This is a genomic window from Streptomyces sp. NPDC030165 (assembly GCF_055573595.1).
The window spans coordinates 1-20,650 of sequence record NZ_JBVIBD010000047.1 but is presented as its reverse complement, the minus strand read 5'-3'; the positions used below and the strand labels follow the sequence as shown (position 1 = coordinate 20,650).

Annotated in this window: 19 protein-coding genes and 4 pseudogenes; 10 read left to right on the top strand and 13 right to left on the bottom strand. The window is 69.7% G+C overall.

The window, feature by feature from the left end; translation table 11 throughout:
* Positions 1-511 precede the first annotated feature (511 nt).
* The 3 genes from ACZ4Z1_RS41060 to ACZ4Z1_RS41050 all read left to right on the top strand — a co-directional run bounded on the left by ACZ4Z1_RS41060 (position 512) and on the right by ACZ4Z1_RS41050 (position 2,493).
* The gene (locus tag ACZ4Z1_RS41060) at positions 512-1,021 is read left to right on the top strand and encodes an MmyB family transcriptional regulator (RefSeq protein ID WP_468491818.1); all 510 of its coding nucleotides are present in this window, start codon (positions 512-514) and stop codon (positions 1,019-1,021) included.
* Positions 1,022-1,075: 54 nt separating this feature from the next.
* Entirely contained in the window at positions 1,076-1,429 is a 354-nt protein-coding gene (locus ACZ4Z1_RS41055) for a MerR family transcriptional regulator (RefSeq protein ID WP_468491817.1), read from the top strand.
* Between the two features lie 140 nt (positions 1,430-1,569).
* The gene (locus ACZ4Z1_RS41050; protein WP_468491816.1) at positions 1,570-2,493 is read left to right on the top strand and encodes an alpha/beta hydrolase; all 924 of its coding nucleotides are present in this window, start codon (positions 1,570-1,572) and stop codon (positions 2,491-2,493) included.
* A gap of 63 nt (positions 2,494-2,556) precedes the next feature.
* Here the strand turns inward: ACZ4Z1_RS41050 and ACZ4Z1_RS41045 are convergent.
* Positions 2,557-3,398, bottom strand: a pseudogene (locus ACZ4Z1_RS41045) (helix-turn-helix domain-containing protein).
* Positions 3,399-3,527: 129 nt separating this feature from the next.
* Here ACZ4Z1_RS41045 and ACZ4Z1_RS41040 point away from each other — a divergent pair.
* On the top strand, positions 3,528-3,830 hold the full coding sequence (locus tag ACZ4Z1_RS41040; RefSeq protein WP_468491815.1) for an Atu4866 domain-containing protein: 303 nt from the start codon (positions 3,528-3,530) through the stop codon (positions 3,828-3,830).
* A gap of 144 nt (positions 3,831-3,974) precedes the next feature.
* On the opposite strand, the gene ACZ4Z1_RS41035 is transcribed toward ACZ4Z1_RS41040, so the two are convergent.
* Entirely contained in the window at positions 3,975-5,255 is a 1,281-nt protein-coding gene (locus ACZ4Z1_RS41035; RefSeq protein WP_468491814.1) for an IS701 family transposase, read from the bottom strand.
* A gap of 82 nt (positions 5,256-5,337) precedes the next feature.
* On the opposite strand from ACZ4Z1_RS41035, the pseudogene ACZ4Z1_RS41030 reads away from it, so the two are divergent.
* Positions 5,338-6,184 (top strand): annotated as a pseudogene (locus ACZ4Z1_RS41030) (IS5 family transposase).
* A 216-nt stretch (positions 6,185-6,400) separates the two neighbouring features.
* Here the strand turns inward: ACZ4Z1_RS41030 and ACZ4Z1_RS41025 are convergent.
* Positions 6,401-7,087: a TetR/AcrR family transcriptional regulator gene (locus ACZ4Z1_RS41025; protein ID WP_468491813.1), complete on the bottom strand. Its 687-nt coding sequence runs from the start codon at positions 7,085-7,087 to the stop codon at positions 6,401-6,403.
* Positions 7,088-7,182: 95 nt separating this feature from the next.
* Here ACZ4Z1_RS41025 and ACZ4Z1_RS41020 point away from each other — a divergent pair, with 95 nt between their 5' ends.
* The 3 genes from ACZ4Z1_RS41020 (at position 7,183) to ACZ4Z1_RS41010 (ending at position 9,236) form a co-directional block, all read left to right on the top strand.
* On the top strand, positions 7,183-8,097 hold the full coding sequence (locus ACZ4Z1_RS41020; RefSeq protein WP_468491812.1) for an SDR family oxidoreductase: 915 nt from the start codon (positions 7,183-7,185) through the stop codon (positions 8,095-8,097).
* 172 nt (positions 8,098-8,269) lie between these two features.
* Complete coding sequence (locus tag ACZ4Z1_RS41015; RefSeq protein ID WP_468491811.1) at positions 8,270-8,632, top strand: PadR family transcriptional regulator; 363 nt, start codon at positions 8,270-8,272, stop codon at positions 8,630-8,632.
* Positions 8,622-9,236 (top strand): HAAS signaling domain-containing protein, encoded by a 615-nt coding sequence (locus ACZ4Z1_RS41010; protein ID WP_468491810.1) that lies wholly within the window; start codon positions 8,622-8,624, stop codon positions 9,234-9,236. Before ACZ4Z1_RS41015 ends, ACZ4Z1_RS41010 begins: the two co-directional genes overlap by 11 nt.
* Positions 9,237-9,404: 168 nt before the next feature.
* Here the strand turns inward: ACZ4Z1_RS41010 and uppS are convergent, their stop codons facing one another.
* Complete coding sequence (gene uppS, locus ACZ4Z1_RS41005) at positions 9,405-10,133, bottom strand: polyprenyl diphosphate synthase (RefSeq protein ID WP_468491809.1); 729 nt, start codon at positions 10,131-10,133, stop codon at positions 9,405-9,407.
* A 428-nt stretch (positions 10,134-10,561) separates the two neighbouring features.
* A complete protein-coding gene (locus ACZ4Z1_RS41000; protein ID WP_468491808.1) occupies positions 10,562-11,005 on the bottom strand; it encodes a MarR family winged helix-turn-helix transcriptional regulator in 444 nt (147 codons plus the stop codon).
* 116 nt (positions 11,006-11,121) lie between these two features.
* Between ACZ4Z1_RS41000 and ACZ4Z1_RS40995 the strand changes: the two genes are divergently transcribed.
* Both ACZ4Z1_RS40995 and ACZ4Z1_RS40990 read left to right on the top strand, forming a co-directional pair.
* Positions 11,122-11,679, top strand: coding sequence for a quercetin 2,3-dioxygenase (locus ACZ4Z1_RS40995; RefSeq protein WP_468491807.1), 558 nt, complete (start codon positions 11,122-11,124; stop codon positions 11,677-11,679).
* Complete coding sequence (locus tag ACZ4Z1_RS40990) at positions 11,664-12,647, top strand: alpha/beta hydrolase fold domain-containing protein (protein WP_468491806.1); 984 nt, start codon at positions 11,664-11,666, stop codon at positions 12,645-12,647. The genes ACZ4Z1_RS40995 and ACZ4Z1_RS40990 overlap by 16 nt, the downstream gene beginning before the upstream one ends.
* Positions 12,648-13,057: 410 nt before the next feature.
* Here the strand turns inward: ACZ4Z1_RS40990 and ACZ4Z1_RS40985 are convergent.
* From ACZ4Z1_RS40985 to ACZ4Z1_RS40950, 8 genes and pseudogenes are all read right to left on the bottom strand, one after another.
* Positions 13,058-13,177: pseudogene (locus tag ACZ4Z1_RS40985) on the bottom strand (hypothetical protein); the annotation flags it as partial.
* 269 nt (positions 13,178-13,446) lie between these two features.
* Positions 13,447-13,638 (bottom strand): annotated as a pseudogene (locus ACZ4Z1_RS40980) (helix-turn-helix domain-containing protein); the annotation flags it as partial.
* A 40-nt stretch (positions 13,639-13,678) separates the two neighbouring features.
* Entirely contained in the window at positions 13,679-14,098 is a 420-nt protein-coding gene (locus ACZ4Z1_RS40975) for a hypothetical protein (RefSeq protein WP_468491805.1), read from the bottom strand.
* Between the two features lie 295 nt (positions 14,099-14,393).
* Positions 14,394-15,041, bottom strand: coding sequence for an alpha/beta fold hydrolase (locus tag ACZ4Z1_RS40970; protein WP_468491804.1), 648 nt, complete (start codon positions 15,039-15,041; stop codon positions 14,394-14,396).
* A gap of 364 nt (positions 15,042-15,405) precedes the next feature.
* On the bottom strand, positions 15,406-16,488 hold the full coding sequence (locus tag ACZ4Z1_RS40965) for a terpene synthase family protein (protein ID WP_468491803.1): 1,083 nt from the start codon (positions 16,486-16,488) through the stop codon (positions 15,406-15,408).
* Between the two features lie 119 nt (positions 16,489-16,607).
* Positions 16,608-17,468 (bottom strand): UbiA family prenyltransferase, encoded by an 861-nt coding sequence (locus ACZ4Z1_RS40960; protein ID WP_468491802.1) that lies wholly within the window; start codon positions 17,466-17,468, stop codon positions 16,608-16,610.
* Positions 17,465-18,907 carry a protoporphyrinogen/coproporphyrinogen oxidase gene (locus ACZ4Z1_RS40955; protein WP_468491801.1) on the bottom strand — a complete coding sequence of 481 codons (1,443 nt, stop codon included), beginning with the start codon at positions 18,905-18,907 and terminating at the stop codon, positions 17,465-17,467. Before ACZ4Z1_RS40955 ends, ACZ4Z1_RS40960 begins: the two co-directional genes overlap by 4 nt.
* Positions 18,908-19,081: 174 nt before the next feature.
* Positions 19,082-19,867, bottom strand: a complete 786-nt coding sequence (locus tag ACZ4Z1_RS40950) for a hypothetical protein (RefSeq protein ID WP_468491800.1) — start codon at positions 19,865-19,867, stop codon at positions 19,082-19,084.
* Between the last annotated feature and the right edge of the window lie 783 nt (positions 19,868-20,650).

The window sequence follows — 20,650 nt, the reverse complement described above, 5'->3', positions numbered from 1 at the left end:
CTGCCAAACAACCACAACACCCCTCTTTTCTCTTCCCCCCCCCTCCCCCCCCTTTCCTCCCCTTCTCTCCCCCCCCCCCCCCCCCCCCCACCAGGGGAAGGCGCGGGGGTCGGCGCGCGTTGATGAGGGAAGACGATGCTGAGACGAGGATGGCTGTGACCGAACTGGGTGAGTAGCTGCGCGCGTGCCGGGCCCGGGTGAGTGCCGAGCAGGCCGGGATCCCCTCCTCCAGCCACCGCCGGGTACCGGGGCTGCGGCGGGAGGAAGTCGCCACACTGGCGGGGCCAGCGTGGACTACATCGTCCGCCTGGAGCAGGGCCGGGCGAAATCGGCCTCCTAGGAGATTCTCGTAGCTCTCGCACGGGCCCTGGACCTGCGCGCGGACGAACAGGAGTACCTGCTGCGCTGCGCGGCCGACTCCACCGGGCTCACCGTCAAGGCCGGCCCGAACACGTCCCGCGCGCAGCGAGTGTCGCCTGCCACCAGGGTGCTGCTGGACAGCATGCCGGGGGTGCCCGCGCTCGTGCTGGGCCGGCGGATGGACATCCTGGCGTGGAACACCCTGGGCGCCGCACTGATCACCGACTTCGCCCAGGTGCCCGTCCAGCACCGCAACCACATCTGGCTGTCCTTCCTCGACCCCGTAGTCCGCACCCTGTACACCGACTGGGAGAAGGTGGCCCGGGAGTGCGTCTCCTATCTCCGGATGGATGCCGGACGCCACCCGGAGGACCCCGCGCTGGCCCGTCTCATCGGAGAGCTGTCGATGGAGGACCCGGACTTCCGCCAGTGGTGGTCCACCCACCGGGTGCGTGCCCAGCGCTCGGGCCGCAAGGACTTCCTCCACCCCCTCGCGGGAGAGATCAGCCTGGACTTCCAGGTGATGGACGTACGCAGCACCGGGGACCAGACTCTGCTGGTCTACACGGCCGAACCGCACTCCCGTTCCGCCCAAGCACTGGCCTTCCTCGCCGGCTGGGCCACTGCCGAACGGGACCCGGCGGCGGACATCACCAGGTAACCTGCTCCGCGGTGATGTTTGCGGACTTCCTTGACACGGAGAAGTGGTGCGGGTGTGAGGATCGGTGAGCTTTCCCGGCTTACGGGGGTCGCGCCCCGACTGCTGCGGTACTACGAGGAGCAGGAGCTGCTGCACCCCGAGCGCCGGGCGAACGGTTACCGCGACTACCCCGAACGGGCCGTCGAAGAAGTCCTGCGCATCCGGGACCTGCTGCGCTCCGGTCTCCCGACCCGCGTCATCCGCGAGGTGCTGCCCTGTCCCCACGGTCCCGGCACCACACTCACCAACCCCGAGCTGCTGGGCACCCTCGTCGCGGAACTGGACGCGATGGAGTCCCGTATCGCCTGCCTGACCGCCCACCGCGAGGCGATCCGCCGCTACCTGGCAGAGCAGGGCATGCCGGTCTGAGCAGGACCTGCAGCCCCGGTCCGAGCAGAGCCAATCCGTCCGGACGGGACTGCCCGATTTGACCTTCACACAGATGTGAGCCTTTTACGGTGCTCCGCGTGGCCGAAAACCGGCCGCCTGCCGATGGCGAGGAGCACAGCATGTCCGGCACAGACACGGATCAGTTCGTTGACCGGTTCTACGAGCGGTGGAGCGAGCGCACCGGGCTCGCTCTCGCCGCTCTGGCGGCCCCGGAAACCCTGGGCGGGGTCCGCAAGGAGTACGACGCGTTCCTGAGCGAGAGCTTCCCCGCTCCCGCGGGGGTGGTCTTCGAGGGTGTGGACGCGGCGGGTGTGCCGGCCGAGTGGGCCACCCCGCAGGACCGTGTGCCGGGCCGGGTGCTGCTCTACCTGCACGGCGGCGCCTACCTCGTGGGAGGCCCCCGGGGCTATCACGGCCTGGTCGGCGCCTTCGCCCGGGACCTGGGGGCGCGCGCCCTGGTCCCTGACTACCGGCTCGCTCCCGAGGCGCCCTTCCCGGCGGCGATACGGGACTCGGTCACCGCCTACCGGTGGCTTCTGGATCAAGGCATGGACGCCCGGGATGTCGTCGTGGCGGGCGACTCGGCCGGCGGCGCGATGGCGGTCAGTGCCCTGGTCGCCGCGCGGAACGAGGGGCTGCCTATGCCGGCCTCGTCGATCGCCTTCTCCCCCTGGGCCAACCTCGAACACACCGGTACTTCGATGACCACCCGCGACGGCATCGACCCCTCCGCCAACCGGGAGGGGCTGGAGCGGGCCGCCGCCGCCTTCCTCGCCGGGGCCGAACCCAGCCACCCGCTGGCCTCCCCTGTCTTCGCCGACACCCGGGGACTGCCACCGGTGCTCATCCAGATCGGGGAACGGGAGGTCATGCTCAGCGACGCCGTGCGCCTGGCGGCCCGGCTCGCGGAGGATGCGGTGGCGACCCGCCTCGACGTCGCCCCGGGCATGGCCCACGTCTGGCACCTCCTCGCCGGCCGCCTCCCGTCCGCGGACAAAGCCCTCGCCGACGCCGTCGCCTTCGCGCGGGAACACCTGCGCTGAGGATCACGCGCGGAGTCTGCCACCGGCCCCAGGGCAGCGGGATGCGTCACCGGCCCCCGGGCGTTACCGCTCCAGGAAGGACTCCCGGTGCCGGGTGGCGTGCAGGCTGCCGAGCAGGGCCAGCGCCTGGGCGCTCGGGCTTGACGGGGCAGCGTGGTAGACCACCAGCTGCTGGCCCGGGGCGCCGCGCACGTCGAAAGTCTGGTACGTGAGGTCGAGGAGCCCGACGTCGGGATGGACGATCTTCTTACCGTCGCGGGTCTTTTCGTGCACGGTGTGCGAGGACCACAAGGCGGCGAACTCCACGCTCTCCACGGTCAGTGAGCCGACAAGGTCGTGCAGACGCCGGTGGTGCGGGTCGACGCCGGTGGCGTGGCGTAGTCCGGCCACGACCGCCTGCGCCACCCGCTCCCACTGGGTGAAGAACTCCCGCGCGGCCAGGTCGAGGAAGGTCATGCGGGCCACGTTGTCCCTCTTGCCGAACGCGGAGAACAGGGCGTCGGCCAGGGCGTTCGAGGCCAGGAAGTCGGTGGCCGGGTTCAGCACGAACGCCGCGGCACTGGGGTATCCGTCCAGCAACTGGCGCAGCGCAGGAGCGACCGTCTCCCGGGGCTGCGGGCGCTCCCCGTCCGGCGCGGTACCCGCCAGCCGGAACATGTGCTCGCGCGCCTCGTCGTCCAGCCGCAGCGCACCGCTGATCGCCTCCAGGGTCTGCGCGGACGGAGTGCGCTCGCAGCCCTGCTCCAGGCGGGCGAAGTAGTCGCTGTTCATGCCGGCTAGGACAGCGATCTCCTCCCGCCGCAGCCCCGCCACCCGGCGCGCCCCCAGGAGGCGAGCCCGACGTCGCCGGGGCGCAGACGGGCACGGTGGGCGCGCAGGAACTCTCCGAGATCGTTGCTGGTCACCCCTTCAGGCTAAGCCGCACCCCGTGCGCGTGCCTGGGTGCGCCGTACCCAAGCACGACTCGTCCTGGCTCCTTCCTCCCGGACCGCCCACGCTGGTGAGCGGCACAGCGAGACGAGAAGGAGCGCATGGTGAGCAACCAGCCGAACGCGACGCGGGAAACCGCCGCACACGGGCCCGGCGACGGGAACGGGAACACGGACGTAGTCGGGATGTGGGTGACCGCGGACGGGCACATCCGCCAGGAACTCCTGCCCGACGGCCGCTACGACGAAGCCCGGGGCACCCGGTCCAGCGCCTACACCGGCCGCTACACCGTGACCGGCCACCACCTCGACTACACCGACGACACCGGCTTCACCGCCACCGGCGACATCCGCGACGGCGTGCTCTTCCACGAGCACCTCGTCCTGTACAAGAAGCAGCAGTCATGACCCGACCGGCCAAGATCTTTCTGATCACCTGCGTCAGCAGCGGCCTAGTAGGACTCCGTTAGGTCCGAGTGGGTCTTGTCGTCGTCCGCTGTCTGGTGTGTGGGAGTGGGCGGTGGCAGGCGGTGCAGGTGCCGGTCCAGCACTTCAGCACATCCTGGAAGAGGTCGAGGACGTGGTAGAGCGTGAGGCCGGCACGCGGGCTTTTGGGGAGAGCCGCTGCTCGGTGAGAAAGGCATGGGCGGCGGTGACCAGGGTGACGTGGTGGTGCCAGCCCGGCCAGGAGCGTCCCTCGAAGTGGTCCAGGCCCAGGCCGTGCTCGAGTTCGCGGTAGTCGTGCTCGACGCGCCAGCGCAGCTTCGCCCCGTGCACCAGGTCCTCCAGCCCGGTATCGGCGGGAAGGTTGGAGAACCAGTACCCGGTGGGTACTTCCGCCGCGGCCGGCCACTCGGCCAGTAGCCACAGATCGGGCAGGACGCCGTCCCACCAGCCCTGTTCGGCCGAGGCCCGGGCCCTGAGCGGGCGGGTGACGGAGTTGCCGGCCGGGCGGACCCGCAGAGCCGCGAAGTGCGAGCGCATCGGGCCGCGCGAGCCCTGCCGCCAGGTGACCTCGGTGAAGCCGCGGCGCCCCAGGCCGGCAGCGTGAGTGGCCACGGTCAGCGGCGCCTGGCGGTAGCGGGGCTGGGGCCAGCAGCCGTGCGCGCCCTTGCGGGCGGGAGCCTCGGGGACCGCGCCGAAAGGATGGGCCGTGACACCGGAGCCGGTGGACAGCACATAGTCCAGGCCCCGGTCGCAGAGCGCGCTGCGAAAGGCGGCGTTGGTCCCGTATGCCGCGTCGGCGAGCACGGTGCGGGGTGGCAGGCCCCAGCGGATGAGGTCCTCGAGGGCGTCCAGCGCGAGCAGCCACTTCTCGCGGTGCCCGATATCCGCCGGCACCTTGCACATAGCGCGGCGTTCGGGATCATCGGCCCACTCCTTGGGCAGGAACAGGCGCCACTGCAGGGGGCAGGATGCCTGAGCGGTGGCGGCGTGCACGCTCACCGCGACCTGACAGTTGGCCCGCTTGCCCAGAGCGCCGCAGTACTGGCGGGCCACGCCGACCGACATCCGTCCGTCCTTGGGGAAGGACACGTCGTCGACCAACCACGCCTCGGGCTTGACCAGTGCCGTCATGCGTTCGGCGATCCGCCGTTGGACCGGCAGCGGGTCCCAGGTGGACTGGTTGACGAACTGCTGCAGGTTCTGCTCGTTGCCGTCCGCGAGCCGGCCGGCCATCGCCTGGATCGACTTGCGCCGCCCATCCAGCATCAGGCCGCGCAGATAGCAGTCACCCTTCGCCCGCTGGTCCCGCCGCGGGACCGACGCGAACACATCGGCCGCGAACTCCGCCAACTCGGCATGCATCTCATCGACTTGTCGCCTGTCCACACACCCAACATGCTCCCGGACAGCGAGAAGGAGAAGACCTAACGGAGTCCTACTAGGCAGTGTCTTCAAATGATCTTGCGTGATGGATCATGGTCGGGTGATACCTCGCCATGAGCTGTCGGATGCCGAGTGGGAGTTCGTTCAGCCGTTGCTGCCCGTGTCGTTGCGGGGGCGCAAGCGGCTGGATGACCGCAGGGTCCTCAACGGAATCGTGTGGAAGTTCCGTACCGGGACGGCCTGGCGGGATGCGCCTGGGCGGTACGGGCCGTGGGCCACGCTGCACACCCGTTTTCGCCGGTGGGCGGCGGACGACACCTTCGAGCGGATGCTCCGGGCAGCCCAGTCCCGGGCGGACGCCGCCGGCGACGTCGACTGGCTCGTGTCGGTCGACTCCCCCATCGTCCGCGCCCACCAGCATGCTGCCGGTGCTCGAAAAGGGGGCTCCGCAGCCCGGCCCTCGGACGCTCCCGAGGCGGTCTGACCAGCAAGATTCACCTGGCCTGCGACGGCGCGGGCCGCCCGCTCGCCTTCATTGTCACGGGCGGCAGCATCAACGACTGCACCCAGTTCACCGCGGTGATGGAGGCAATCCGGGTGCCCCGCACCGGCCCGGGGCGGCCTCGGGTGCGGCCCACGCACGTCCTGGGCGACAAGGGCTACAGCTCCAGGGCGATACGCGCCTGGCTGCGTCAGCGCGGCATCAGCCACACCATCCCCGAGCGAGCCGATCAGGTCCGCAACCGGCTGAACCGCGGCAGCCGTGGCGGACGGCCCCGGCCTTCGACCGCGATATCTACAAGCGGCGCAATGTGGTGGAACGGTGCTTCAGTCGGCTGAAGCAGTGGCGCAGTATCGCCACCCGGTACGAGAAGACCGCCGAGTCCTACCAAGCGGCCGTCACCCTCGCAGCCCTGCTGATGTGGGCGTGACATTTGACGACAGAACCTAAGGCCCTCGTGCCCGGTGTGGCCCCGGAGCACGCCACGCAGCCCACCCCTAACGGCAGGCTGTTCCCAGCGGACTCGCGTTGCAGGGCAGGGGCGGTGGTTCGGGCGTTACGGAGGGCTGGGGCTGCCCGGTGCGAAGGGGAGCGCTGAGCCGCGCACGGTCCGCGTGGGGATGCCTGCGACGGCACAGGCGGTCGCTCAGGGAGCTGGGCGTGCGGAGGTCGGCTCCTGGCGGGCGAGGAGTCCGCTGGCGGTCACTTCTGCCGTGCGGCGCACCAGGTCGGTGAAGTCCGTCCGCAGGACGGCCAGCGTCGGGTCGGAGTCGTAGGCGGCCCGCAGTGCCTCCGAGGGGCGGCTGCACGGCCATGCTGCCATGGCCGTGAGCACGGTCGTCTCCACCAGTTGGGCCGCGCCCTCGGCGCCGAGTTCGGGAAGGTGCCGCCGGACCAGCTCGATCAGGGCCTGTGTGCTCTGCCAGGCGGCGTACTTGTGCCGGATGGCGGCCTCGGTGGAGATGTTGTGCTCCAGCACCGCGGCCTGCGCGGCGAGCAGGTCGCACAGCACCGGCCGCCCCGCCAGGGAGGCAGCCAGAGTCTGTGCCAGCCGGTCCCCGCGCTCGCGCGGTGTGCCGCCGTCCGGAGGGGAACTGTGCCCCAGCTCTGCGGCCCAGTCCTGCATCTCGGCCTGCAGCAGCTCCAGCAGGACTGCTTCGCGTGACTCGAAATAGCGCAGCACATTGGATTTGGCCAGCCCTATTCGGCGGCTCAGCTCGTTGAGGCTGAGCTTGGCGACCGGCATCTCGGTCAGCATCGCGGCCGCGGTCGCCAGGACCTGCCGGCGCCGTTCGAGTCGCTGCTCATCACTGCGTGCGCGCTGGAACTCCACCCGCCCATCGTAGCTACCGCCGGTCTCTTAATACGAGACCATCGGTCTGTTACAGTCGGAGACATAAGAGACCAGCAGTCTATTAGGAGGTAGTGATGTACCAGGTTCCCGATCAACGCGGAAAGCTCGCCGTCGTGACGGGCGCGAACAGTGGCACAGGCAAAGAGGCCGCCAAGCGCCTGGCCGCGGCCGGAGCACACGTGGTGCTCGCCGTGCGCACCCCGGCCAAGGGTGAGCAAGCGCGAGCGGAGATCCGCACCGCTCACCCCGACGCCCAGGTCGAGGTCCGCCGGCTCGACCTGGCCGACCTCGCTTCGGTCCGCGAATTCGCCGACGAGCTGATCGCCGAGGGCAGGCCGCTGGACCTGCTGCTCAACAACGCCGGAGTGGCGAACGTGCCCACCCGGCACGAAACAGCGGACGGATTCGAGCTGCAACTGGGCAGCAACTTCCTGGGCCCGTTCGCGCTCACGGTGCAGCTGCTGCCGCTGCTGCTGTCGGCCCCCGCGCCACGCGTGGCCACGATGAGCAGCCTCGGCGCCGCCTCCGGCCGGATCGACTTCGACGACCTCCAGTCCACCCGCCAGTACAGCCCCACCAAGGCATACCACCAGTCCAAACTGGCCGACCTGATGATGACCCTGCACCTGGCGGACCTCGCAGCCCAGCGCAACTGGCCGCTGCTGTCGGTCGGCGCGCACCCCGGCAACACCCGCACCAACCTGCTGAACGCGGGACCGACCCTCGGCGGCGGCCGACTCGACCGGTTCACCTCGCTGGGCGCCAATATCGTGCCCTCCCAGGGCCCGGAGCAAGGCGCGGAACCACTGCTGTACGCGGCAACCAGCCCCGACGCCGCGCCCGGCGGCTACTTCGGACCCCGCTGGGTCATGACCGGCCCCCCGAAACCCGTCCGCCCGCCGCGCCGAGCCCAGGACAAGACCGTCGCGGCACGCCTGTGGTCCCAGGCCGAACACCTCACCGGCATCAGCGTCGCCGACCAGATCTGACCAGCCCGCCCAGCCCGCCCCGCCCGCACGACCCCGTGTCCCCGCCGCTCACGGCGCCTTGCGAGGCGGTGCAGGTCTGCTGTCCGTTCCCGTCCGGCGTGGACGGACCCACCGGTCAGCGCAGCACACCACACATTGGGGGTATGCGGCACAGCCGGGTACTATGCGGTGCATGGAACACGGTGGTGCCAGTAAGGTAATGAGCCAGCTACGTCGGGGCGTGCTGGAGTACTGCGTGCTCGCTCTGCTGCGCGGCGGCAGCCGGTACGGCGTCGAGCTGCTGCGTGAGCTGGGGCAGATGGATGTCATGGTCACCAGCGAGGGGACCATCTACCCGCTGCTGTCCCGGCTGCGCCGGGAGTCGCTGGTGGAGACCACCTGGCAGGAATCGAGCAGCGGGCCGCCGCGGCGCTACTACCAGCTGACACCTGCCGGTCATCGCGCGCTTGACGAGTTCACCACCGAGTGGCCCCGCTTCCACGACGCAGTTCAGTACTTCCTTTCCCAGAACGAGGCACCCCAGCATGACCGTTGACCTGCCCCCCAACCCGATCGCCGAGAAGTACCTCGCCGAACTGGAACATGCCGCAGCCGACCTGCCGGCGGGCCAGCGAGCCGAGTTGCTGGCCGATGTCCGCTCGCACATCGCCGTCGCCAGAGCCGAAGCCCGCACCGGCAATGCGCCCAAGGACGGCGATGACGCGGTGGTCCGCGCCATCCTGCGCCAGCTCGGTGAACCTCAGGAGATCGTCGCCGCCGCGCGTGCCGACCTGCCGGCCGCCGAGGCCCGGGCAGCGGGCTCCGTGAAAAGGGACACCGCGGCCCTGATCCTGCTGATCGCCGCAGGGGTGCTGTTCTGGCTGGTCCCGGTGGTGTCCTGGATCGGCTGGCTCATCGGCCTGGTGCTGCTGCTGCGCTCCCGCCGGTGGACCGCCGGCGACAAGCTGGCCGGTGTCGCGGGGGCCGCTCTCGCCCCTGTGGTCCTGACAGGAACCGCCCTGTTCGTGTCGATGCCGGGCCCCTTCCTCGTTCTCGCGGTGGCCGCCCTGCTGACAGTGGTCATCTTCACGACGGTCCACCTCACCCGGCGGACCCGTCACAGCGGAAGCACAGGACCTGCCGCACGGGAGCGGAACTGAGCGAAGCGCCGCCGGGGGGCCGCTTTGCTGGAGGTGTACGTCCGTGTGGGCAAGATGCGCACGGTGCTGGACGGGCTGGGCAGGGGGCCAGCCGCGTACGCCGCGGGTGTAGCCGACCTCGTGGCAGGGATGCCAGAGCAGGACGCTGCGGTGCGGGCGTATGCCAGGTCAGCGGCCGCTTATGCGGGTTTGTGCGGCATGCACGGCCAGGGCCTCGCCGAGCGCTGCGGTGTCGTAGTCGGGCCACATCCGGTCATCAAAATGCAAGGTGGCCTCCGCGGACTGCCACAGCAGGAATCCCGACAGGCGACGCTCGCCGGACGTACGCACGACGAGATCCACGGCGGGAAGCCCAGCGGTGGTCAGGAAACGCTCGACGACCAGCTGCTCGGGCGAGGCGCTGTGCGGGGCGGCCGCGGCCCGCTGCAGGGCCTGGGTGATATCCGCGTGCCCGTCGTAGCCGATGCCCAAGCACACAGTCATCCCGGTGCGGTCCGCGGTGCTCCTCTCGGCCCGATCGATGGCGTCCTTGAGAAACTGCGGAGCGCGCAGCGGCATCACGGCGCCACTGGACAGGACGCGGACGGGGCCGGTGGACGCGGCAGCCGCCACGTCGACGGTGTCGGCGATGACCGCGACCAGGACGGCGACATCGGCGGGAGCGCGCGCGAAGTTGCGGTCCGACATCAAGAACACCGAGGCCGTCTCGATGCCGAGCGCGCGGCAGCCCTCCAGGGTGCGGTGCACGGCGGCCGCTCCCTGGTGGTAGCCCTCTTCGGCCGTGGTGCCGTGGGCCTTGGCCCAGCGGCGGTTGCCGTCGGCGATGAACGCGACGTGCCGCGGCAACCTGTTATCCAGGACGGCCGGTGCGGGGCCGGGAACAGTCATCGTCGTCATAGGCGTGGTCTCTACGGGTGACAGAAACTCTGCGTCCTGCGCTGAACGCGGCGCAGACGACGGTAAGGGCCGCACCAGCCGCCCGCCACCTGGCGCACGTGTCCTGCCGCAGGACGGGTGAGAGGGCACCGGACCGAACGGGGCAGCACGGCACGCGGCCGGACCGCTTCCCGCGGGCCGGCGGCAGTGGCGCGCCAGGGCCCGGCACCATGACCACCGGGCCCCAGCGTGCTGACCGCTTTCCGGGGTCACAGGTAGCGGCAGATCTCAGTATTGCCCTGGGACGAGCGGGTGGCCCATGCCGTTTCCGGATGGCCACTGTCCCTTCACCTTGCCGGGCGCGGCTGGCTGGCTGCCGGGCCGGTGAGCTGCGGTATCCGTCCAGGGGTGCGGCAGAACGCCCTGTCGGCGACGGGCGGTACATCGCCTCACACTGAGCGCGGGGCGGGTGGCTGGCCCCATGGCGCCTCCAGTGCCGTGCGCAGGGCATCGGCCTTCTCCCGGCCGATCCGCTCGGCGAGCTGCTCTTCCAGCCGTTCGAGGATGAGGCCGGCCTGGCGGTGTGCACGTTCCCCTTCCGCGGTGCGCCGGATCAGCCGCTGCCGAGCGGAGGCGGGGTCCGGGGATTGTTCGAGCAGTCCGGCGGCGACCAGGCCGTGCACGGCCTGGTGTGCGGTCTGGCGGGTGACGCCCATGCGCCGGGCGAGCTCCGAGGTGGTGGTGCCCTGGTCGTCCAGCGCGGCGAAGAGCTGTACCTGTGTCGGGGACACGGGTGCGGCTCCGCCTGCTTCCAGGGCTGCCAGCAGCCCTTCTTCGAACCAGCGCCGGGCGTCGCCGAGCAGCTGGGGGAGATTGCGGCGGGTGGATTGCATCTGTTCCTCACGATGGCGGAAAGCGGGACCGGGTCACCTGCACGGCTTGCCTGCCCGAACCCTTCCATGTCAGGCTACCTGACGGTTGTACGGGGCAGATCCGAGGAGAACAAGACATGACCATCGAGTACGCCACGCGATACCGCCGGGCCTCACGCATACCCGCGGAGCCGGGCAAGCCGTACTTCATCGAGAAGGGCGAAGGGGACCGCGCCCACCTGTTCGGCGACCTGATCACCATCTACGCCGGCGGCGAGCAGACCGAGAACACCTTCAACTTCTTCACCGTCGAAGGCCCCAAGGGCGACATCATCCCGGCCCACCTGCACACCGACACCCACGAGGTCTTCTACATCACCGCCGGCGCCGTCCGGCTGTTCGTCGAGGACACCGAGGGCAACCAGCAGGAGAAGCTGCTCACCCCGGGCGACTTCGGCTTCGTACCCAAGAACTGCCGGCACGCCTACCGCATGGAGCGCCACCACAGCCAGGTCGTCGGCGTCGCCGCCGGCCCCGGCGGCACCTTCGAGCGGTTCTTCGAGAACTTCGGCGCGCCCGCCGAGCAGCTCGGTCTGCCCGCCGAGCCGGTCATCCCCGAACCGCACAAGTTCGCCAGCGTTCCCGAGCAGTACGACGTGCGCTTCCTGCCCGACCACCAGTGGCGGACCCGGTGACGGCGGCCGACCCTCCGGTGCGGGAACTGATCGCCGCACCGCACCCCGACCGCGCCGTCCTGCCACCCGCCGATCCAAGGGAGCCCGGCGTCCGTCTGCTGCGCGGCGTGCCCTACCACGTGGTGGAGGGCAGCCGCCCACTGGAACTGGATCTGTGGTTGCCCACAGACGACCAGGCAGGGCCCGTTCCGCTGGTGCTGTTCGTCCACGGCGGCTCCTGGCGCCGGGGACGGCGCGACGACATGGGCCTGCGCACCCGCACCTGGGACCCGGGGCCGTTCGCGCGCATCGCGGCCACCGGCTGCGCCGTCGCCTGCGTCGACTACCGGCTCAGCGGCGAGGCCACCTTCCCCGCCCCGCTCGACGACCTGAACGCCGCACTGCGCTGGCTCACCCTGCGCTCCGCGGAACTCGGCATCGACACCCGCCGGACGGTGGTGTGGGGAGAATCCGCCGGCGGACACCTCGCCGCGCTCCTCGCCCTGACTCTCACCACCCGGCCCCTGGCCGGCGCCGTGCTCTGGTACGCACCCAGCGACCTGACCACCGCACGCGGCTGCTTCACCCCCGAGGACCCCACCACCCCCGAGGCGCTCCTGCTCGGCGCGGCCCCGGCAGCCGTCCCCGAGCGCGCCCACGCAGCCAGCCCCCTGGCCCAAGCCCACCCCGGTGCACCGCCGTTTCTCCTCGTCCACGGAAACGAGGACACCCTGGTGAGCTGCTCACACAGCCAGTCCCTCGCCGCCGCACTGGAGAAAGCCGGGGCGCCAGTCGAACTGTGGACGGTGGCGGGCGCCGACCACGGCTGGCACCGGCTGCCCGACGCCCAGGTCGAGGAGATCTTCACCCACTCCCTGGCCTTCGCCCACCGCACCGCTGCGGGTTCCGGAGGGTCCTCCCGGGCCGCGAGTGATCTTGCTTGCGCAAAGGACCGTTTGCGAAAACCCCGTCGGCGGCCAGGGGAATGATTTCCCCTGGAGATGATCACTGAGTCTTGACGGTCCGCTGGAGTCGTTGGGCTGCCTGACGAAGGTGGTGGGTGACTTCGGGGTCGGCGTCGAGGGTGTAGTCGGTGTCGAGGGCAGTGAGGGTGTGGGCGATGCCGGGCAGGTGGTCGCTGGAGCAGTCGACGGTGCAGGTGTTCTCGTCCAGGGCCTGGACGCGGCCGGCCAGGGCGCGGGGTGCGGTGGCGGACGGTGTCGGCGGGGGCGTGGACGGTGGCGCGGTAGCGCGTGGGTGCGGTGGCGATCTTGTCGGCGACGTAGGCGGCCGGGTCGCCACCGGGGACGGGGCGCGGGGTAAAGCGGTGACGGAGCGGCGTGGGGGCGGTGATGCGGTCGAGGCGGTAGATGCGCCAGTCGTCTTTTCCGGTGTCGTGGGCCGGGAGGTACCAGGCGCCGCCGGAGGAGACGAGGTGGTGGGATTCGACACGGCGGGGGCCGCGGTGGTGGCGCCACGGGCGGTGTAGTCGAAGGTCACGGTTTCGTGGTCGCGGCAGGCGACGGCGAGCAGGGCGAGCAGTTCGGGGTCGATGCGCGGGCCGCGGCTTTCCCAGTCAATGGCGGCGGTGGTCTGCTGCAGGGCGGCGACCTGGGTGCGCAGCCGGATGAGCAGGACTTTTTCGAGTTTGGCCAGGGCGCGCAGTGAGGTTTCTTCCATACCGGTAAGGTGTCCGGCGGCGGTGCGCAGGGCGACGGCGGTGGCGGTGACCTCGTCGTCGTCGAGGAGGGGCGGCATGGCGGTGCCGGAGGCGAGCCGGTAGCCGCCGGTGTGGCCGGTGGTGCCGTCGACGGGGTAGCCCAGCTCGCGCAGACGGTCGATGTCGCGGCGGACGGTGCGGCCGGTGACGCCGAGCCGGGCGGCGAGCTCGGCACCCGACCACTCACGGCGGACGTACGCCAAACCCTCACCGAAGATCCAACCGCCCGAGCCGGCCCCGGCCGAGACGAGCTTCCGCACCCGGCGCACGCCGGGAACGCAGGACCGCCCCGACAGGCGTTCACGACGCACGTCGCGTGACGTCGGCAATCCGGCAGGTCACCGTGCTGGACGTCTCCCGGGGGCCAGTGATGGTCTCCTCGGCGGTCTTCTTCGGCGCCAGGTTGTTGGCCACGGCGGATCCCTCGCTGATCCGTACGCCCCGGGGGTCGAGGAATTCGACGTCGATCCAGTAATCCGAGGTCTTGGAGCTGTGGTTGGTGATGCGCAGCTCGGCCGTCGGCCACCGCAAAGGGTCAGGGACCGTGCATGCGGTGATGTGGACGTCCGCCCGGGGGCCGGCTGGTGCTGGGGTGGTGATCTCGCCGGTGGGAGGCCGCTGCGGAGGCGGCGTGTGGTCTTCGTCGCCGCCGGCCGCGAGACCGAGCGCGATCACCCCGGCGACGAGCGGAGCAAGGCACAGCCCCACGATGACCAGCACTCTTTTGACCGGCGTCTTCTTGGGCGGCCTGGCCGCCCAACGCGGGGCGGTTTTTCCTTTGGGCTGCTCGCCCGACGGTGGAGGGCGCCATCCGGACATCGAAGCCCCCAGACGGCGTGAGGGGACAGGGGCAGCCTGCGTACGGCGCGCCCACGGAGCGCCGCAGCGGCGGATCTTCAGCAGATCTCCTGGACACTTCCAGCATCTCTCCGCCCGCAAGGCAGCGCACCTTGACACCCGCGAGGCTGCAGGGCCCTGAACGGTAGGCGAAGCATGGCCACGGGGCGGGAGGTCTTCAGCCGAAGGCCCGCCCGGCCGCCTGACGGAGGATGCCCGCCAGTTGCCCGGGGGCGGTCAGGTGAGCGCCGTGCCCTTGCCCGGCGAGGGTGACCAGGCGCGCGACGGGCAGGGCGAGGGCCAGGTCGGCCAGGCGCTCCCGCAGATGGGCCGGGCTCTGGTCGCCCTGCACCAGGGTGGTCGGCACACCGAGCCGCTCGAAGCGGCCGACGCCGACGCCGAGCGCGTCGATGTCGGCGAAGCCCGCTGCCGCCTTCGCCGCGAACGCAGCCAGCGCCTGAGGATCCGCGACCATCGTTTCGACCAGCGCCGCGGGTTCTTGCACGATATCCCGCAGATGGATGCGCATCGCCTCACGTGGATCTCCCGCGGCGAACGCCTGGCGGGCGCGCCGGGCCGCCTCCGCTCCGATCAGCGACCGGATGGTCAGGGGCGGTTCGTAGAGGAACAGGCACGCCGCCAACGCCTGGGGTGCTCGCACGGCGGCTTCCAGGGCGACGACCGCCCCGGAGGAGTGCCCGGCCAGCAGCACCGGTCCCTTAAGGAGCCGGGCGATGGCCAGCACGTCCGCCGCTTCGAGGGCCATCGAGTAGTGCGGCGGGACCCTCACCGCGGGCACATAGATCCGGCGGGCGAGCCTGACCACCCGGAAGCCGCCGGCCAGCGGCCGTAGGACGACGTCCAGGACGCGGCGCTCCCGCTGCCGCCGTGCACCAGGAGCAGCGTCGGCCCCTCCCCGTCGTCAAGAGCGGTGACGGGCACGCCGTCGGCGGATACCGCGCAAAGCTCGGCCCGGCACACCAGTCTGCTCCACTCGGCCGGGCCGCACCCCTGGCCTGTTGCTTGAGGAGTCAGCCGGCTCAGGGGGCTTCCGGGATGTCGCACACGCCGCGCGGCGAACATACAGGTGTTGCGGTCGGGCCTTCGTCGTGCGGCGGAAGCCCAACTTTCCTTCTCGAATGATGGGTGGTGGCGCTCAGCCCGTGTCGTGCCCGGTCTGTCTGCTGCGGTCATCTGCGCTGGCTGGTTCGCGGAGCGGGCTGTTCAGGCCGCCGACTGCCGGCCTGCGGGGCGGTGTGGCCGAGTTGGTGGTCGTGTGCGAGGTGACTGGTGGTGTCGGTGTAGCGGGGGATGATGGCCTGGCTGTGGTTGGCGCCGCTGAGGTACAGGGTGCAGGTGGCCGCCCAGCGTTCGAGTCCTTCCTGGTCTGCCGTGTCCATGCCTGCGGCGGTGGCGAGTTCGGGCAGGGTGGCGCGGAGTGTGATGAATTCGCGGACCAGCTGTTCGATCTGTTGCGCGCTGCGGTCCCGGGCCTGCTCGGGGGTGAGTCCTCCGGATTCCCAGGCCAGCAGCACGTTGTCGTCGTTTCCTTCGGCGCGTTCGCGTTCCACGGAGTACAAGTCGTTGAGGTATACGGTGACGTCGCTGACGATGCGGCGGATCCGCTGGACTTCGTACAGGGCGTTGCAGGCCGGTGGCATCTCCCAGTCGCATGCCAGCTCGAACAGGTCGCCGTAGGCGTGCATGCCGACGGTCAGGCGTCGCACGGCGAGGCGCTGTCGGAACGTCAGGGGTTTGTGCCCGTGGGCCCGGTGTGCGACGGCTTGTACGACGCCGCCCCACCACAAGGTCAGGTGGTAGCGGTGGCGTTGCATCCATACGGGGCTCATGATCTGGGTGAAGGCTGCCAGGAGGTCGGCGGCGGCCCGGGAGAAGGGATGCCGTGGTGGGTGGGGGGCTTCTGACGGATGGGCGGTAGCCGTGATGAGGTCGTTCATCACCAGGCAGGTGGCGTCCAGACGGCGGCCCAGGGGTGTGCTGTCGAACTGGTCGTCGAGCATGATGCCCATGGAGAGCCACTTGTCGACCAGGAGCAGCCGCTCGGGGCGCACATCGGGAAAGCACCAGGCTTCCAGTGCGGTCAGGTTCACGTGGTCCCACCAGTGGCGTGCCTGGTCCGTCGGTAGCATGCCCATGTCGATGGCCCACTCCCGGGTCCGGGCGCGTGTGATCTCCACATGCGGGTTCTGCCGGAGCGGGAACGGCATGTCCAGTTCGGGCCACTGGTCGACGGTGGGTGCGGGACGGAACACGGTGACCTCCCGGGGGATCGGTGCCGTAGGTCGGCTGCGGCTGAGGACTTCGGCGCGAGGCCTCCGCGTCCCCGCTCCCCCCGCCATTGGAAAGGCACAGGTCATACGGTGTTTGCGGGTCAGATCACCACTATCGAGCTGATGAAGATGAAGGTGAACCACTGCTCCCACAGCCGGTATGTCCGCTGGTCGTATTCCGTATCATCTCGCCGGCGGAGCCGGTAGACGATGGTCCAGCTCATGAGGAGCGAGATGAGAGCCGCCGCTGCCGCCCAACCGCGGTGTGGGCTCGGGTTGTAGAGGGTGAAGTAGGCGCCGATCGGCAGGGCTGTGAACCCGACGGCCAGGCAGATACGGGCCGGAATGTCGCCGAGGGCGATCGGTATGGTCCGGCGGCCTGCGGCGATGTCGCCGGGTACGTCCCTGAGGTCTTGGAGCGGGCTCAGGATGGCCACTATGGACGCCATGAAGATCACCCATCGCCAGGACGTGCTGGTCAACGGTGTTGCGATCTGCCAGGTGGCGGCTGTCAGGAGGAAGACGCCGATGCCGTTGCACAGGTTTTTGATGACCCAGTTGCGGCCGCCGCCGATGGCGTTGTAGACGAAGGTGACGGCCATCCAGGCGAGGGCCCACCACAGGACTCCGAGCAGCCACCCTGTGACGGGGAAGAGCGCCGAGGTGACAAGGAACCTGATCCTCGCTCCTTGCGTGGTCACCGCTCCGGTGACCAGCGGCCGGAACGGCTTGTTGAGCCGGTCCTCCTCTACGCCGGTGAGTTGGTTGTTGAGCGTGAAGGTGTAGACGAAGAGCCACAGGTAGATGATGGCTCCCACTGTCTTGGCAGCGAGCTCGGCTGGTGAGCCGTCCGCGTGTTGGAGCCCGGCGATGAAGAAGAAGGGCATCGGGATCACGGTCGTCCACACGTCCATGCGGGTGAACCCGATGATCAGGCGCGCTTCACGCATGGTGGCTGTCATGGGGTTTCTCCCCTGCGGTGGACCCGTTGCGGCCTGGCGTCAGCGGGTGGGGCGTACTGGAGCGCCAGGTGGGTGGCGCGTGCGGCGAGTTCTCCGGTCGCCAGAGCGTTGTTCGTCGTGCTGAGGGAGAGGTGGTCTCCTGCGAATTGGATACGCGCCTGGGGATCGAGGCCTTCGATGAACCTCTGCAGCTGCCGGTAGCCGCCGGGTGGGCGGGCGAGCAGCGCCAGCCGCTGTCGGTGGACCATGGTCGTGGTTCGGTACCGGTCGATGTGGCGGGCCAGTCCGGGCAGGGCCCGGCGGCAGACCGCGAGGGCCTCGTCGATGGTCTCGGATTCGGGACGGCCCCAGTGGCGTTCGTTCCAGGTAGGCCGGAAGTGCAGGGAGACCAGCCCCTTGCCGGCCGGGGCGCGTCCCTGGGCACGGTGGTGGTCGAAGGTCAGGTAATTGAGGTCGCGATCCTCGGCGGAGGGCACGGCGACCACGACGTAGGGCGTGGTGAAGGGCGGGCCGGGAGGCCGGTCGAGCCCCACGTGGACACCGATGTGCGGCTGGTACGTCAGGCCACTGAGATAACGCCGCTGCTCCGGAGCCAGGTCGGGGATCAACTCCGGCACCTGCGGGCCGGGGACCGTCACGACGCATGCATCGGCGTGATCCTCTTGTGCGGTTTTCCCCGGTTGTTGCCACGTCACTTTGACGGTGTCGTCGCGCTGCTCGATGGAGGTGACCGCGGTGTTCAAGTGCACGGTCAGCTGCGAGCCGAGATGCTGGGCCAAAGTGTCGATGCCGTAGGTGAAGCTGAAACACGGCGCGCCGAAGGCGAGCTTGACCTCGCTGAAGAGGTTCACCACCGACAGGTCGTCCGGCGAGGCCAGGTAGAACGCCCAGCACAGCGGATCGATGAGGTAGTCGTGCAGTTCCCGGTTCAGCCGTCGGCTGCTGTAGGCGCGGATGCTCTCGGTGTCGGCGCACGCCGCCGCGGTCACGTCCTCCCTGCGGGCGAGGGTGGTGGCGTGGCGCGCATCCCACATGAGGGCCATGGCGCGGAGTTTGGACCGCCACCCGATCAGCCCTGTGCGCATCAGGTCGGTGGGGCGGTGCAGCCGCAGCGGATGGATTTTCCCCGCGCGCACGATGCCGATCCAGTCGGTGCTGTGGCGGATCTCGCCTTCAAGGCCGGCGTCCGACAGGAGCTGCAGCATCTCCCGGTAGTTGCGTGTCAGCCAGATAGCGCACAGGTCCATGCGGAAGCCCTCGTGCGCGGCGGTACGCATACGCCCGCCGATGTGCTGATCGCGCTCCAGCACGGTGACCGAGCAGCCTCTCTGTTGCAGGCGGAAGGCCGCGCTCAGGCCCGCTATGCCCGCGCCCACCACGATGACGTGTCTGCCTGTAGCACGCTGGCGCCTCTGCTCTTCTTCCTTGGTTACTGCCACTTTCTTCCTCGCGTTCCTTGTCGTCTGGTCTGGGTACCGGCGGACGAGGATTTGCCGGGGGGCGGGCGGACCGGGTGGCGGAGCATCACGCCGCGCGTGCCGACTTTGTTGGGTTGTTGTCGGCTGCGCCGCCGCATTGGGCGGCCGGCGCCCGCCCGCCAGGTAGGTGACGGCTTAGCCCTTGGTCGCGTACTGGGTGCCTTCGGCGGTTTTCGTCTCGGGCGTAAGGGCGGCCTTCTTGCGCTGTTCGGTCATGCGGAACAGTGCCTGCGTGGTCGCGACGGTGATGGTGAGGCCCACCAAGGCCAGGCAGGTCATTCCGGGCGTCGATAGATTCATGCCCACGCCGAGCATTTCGGGCCATCCGGCGAAGACCAGGAACCCCATTCCCAGGCCGGGTACGGCTGGCAGGAAGAGCAGCCGACGGGCACCGGTGGTGTGCGAGAGGAAGCTGTCCAGGGCCAGGCCCACGAACATGACGCTGGCGACGATGGTGAAAGGCCACATGAAGGGGCTGGTCACGCTGCTCAGCCTGAACGGCTGTGCCCCGAAGTAGCCGACCAGTCCGAACCGTAGGATCAGCCACTCCGCGAAGAATTCGACGACCACCAGTGCGCCATACAGCTTCCAGAGGTTTTTCACAGGGTGGGGTTTCTGCGCAACTACGTATGTGAGGTAGCTCATCGAGCCTCCCCAGGACGCATAGGCGAAGAACATCCACAAAGGGATGGGCCGCCCGAAGGCCGTATGCGTGATCACCGAATCATGGGCAGAGAACCACTGCACGCCGACGAGCAGATCCCAGATCGGCTCGGCGAAACCGGTGGGAATGGAACCCACCACAAGAATCAGCAGGGGAAGGGGGTACCTGCTGGGCTTGTGGCGGAGCGCCCAGAAGACGGTGACCGCCAGCCAGACGGCCATGGCCGTGATCGTGATGTTGTCGACGGTGGTTGACACCCACCCAGTGGGAGGGTTGTCCCATGTGGGGGGAAGATTACTCATCCCAGTCCCCTCTGTTTGTACGTGCTTCCGACGTTGGTCCGGAATTACCGGGTTTCCTGCTGGTAATTCGTTGACCAGAGCGATGCCGTGGTAGGGCAGGGATCCACACCCATCGTTCCGGCTCGATATCACCTTTCTGGCGACGGCCAGCGGTTGGCTCTGCTTGGCCGACGCCATGGGTCTGGCCGCCCGCGAAGTGCTCGGCGTCTCGGCGGCCGGTCACTGCCGCGCCCAGCTCGTCGTCGACGTGCTGTGAGGGCGCGGTAGCGATGAGGGAGATTTCCTGGCCGATGGTGTGCGGGCTGAGTACGACGGTGTTGGGGCCGTCCAGGGGGACGGAGTAGGTGAAACCCAGGTCGGTGAACAGGTTCGGGCGCGCGTGACTGCTCTGGCGCAATTGCGCCGGTCCAGGCGTGCGGCGGGCGTCCCGGAAAGGCGGTCGTTTCCGTGCGTTCCGATGCGCTTGTGCGGCGCCGTCCCTCAGCAGGTCATGGCTGCGGCCGGGTGCCGTCCCTCGACGTATCCGAGAGGCAGTTCCAGCAGGCGTCATTTGCGAAGGGCGCCGTTTCATGGGGTTTCTCGCTGGCGGGCGGGGTGGGGCCGGCGGGTTAGTTCGCGGGGCAGGGCGAAGTGCTGGTGTTCTTCGGCGGCCTTGACCGTCTCCACGTCCTCGTAGCCGCGCTGGGCGAGCCAGTCCAGTACGCCGTGCACCAGGACCTCGGGAACGGAGGCGCCGGA

Coding starts and splice junctions, on each gene's coding strand:
- ACZ4Z1_RS40995 (WP_468491807.1), top strand. CDS start 11,122: ATGACCATCGAGTACGCCACGCGATACCGCCGGGCCTCACGCATACCC.
- ACZ4Z1_RS41000 (WP_468491808.1), bottom strand. CDS start 11,005: ATGCAATCCACCCGCCGCAATCTCCCCCAGCTGCTCGGCGACGCCCGG.
- ACZ4Z1_RS40960 (WP_468491802.1), bottom strand. CDS start 17,468: ATGACAGCCACCATGCGTGAAGCGCGCCTGATCATCGGGTTCACCCGC.
- ACZ4Z1_RS41010 (WP_468491810.1), top strand. CDS start 8,622: ATGACCGTTGACCTGCCCCCCAACCCGATCGCCGAGAAGTACCTCGCC.
- uppS (WP_468491809.1), bottom strand. CDS start 10,133: ATGACGACGATGACTGTTCCCGGCCCCGCACCGGCCGTCCTGGATAAC.
- ACZ4Z1_RS41020 (WP_468491812.1), top strand. CDS start 7,183: ATGTACCAGGTTCCCGATCAACGCGGAAAGCTCGCCGTCGTGACGGGC.
- ACZ4Z1_RS41015 (WP_468491811.1), top strand. CDS start 8,270: ATGGAACACGGTGGTGCCAGTAAGGTAATGAGCCAGCTACGTCGGGGC.
- ACZ4Z1_RS41050 (WP_468491816.1), top strand. CDS start 1,570: ATGTCCGGCACAGACACGGATCAGTTCGTTGACCGGTTCTACGAGCGG.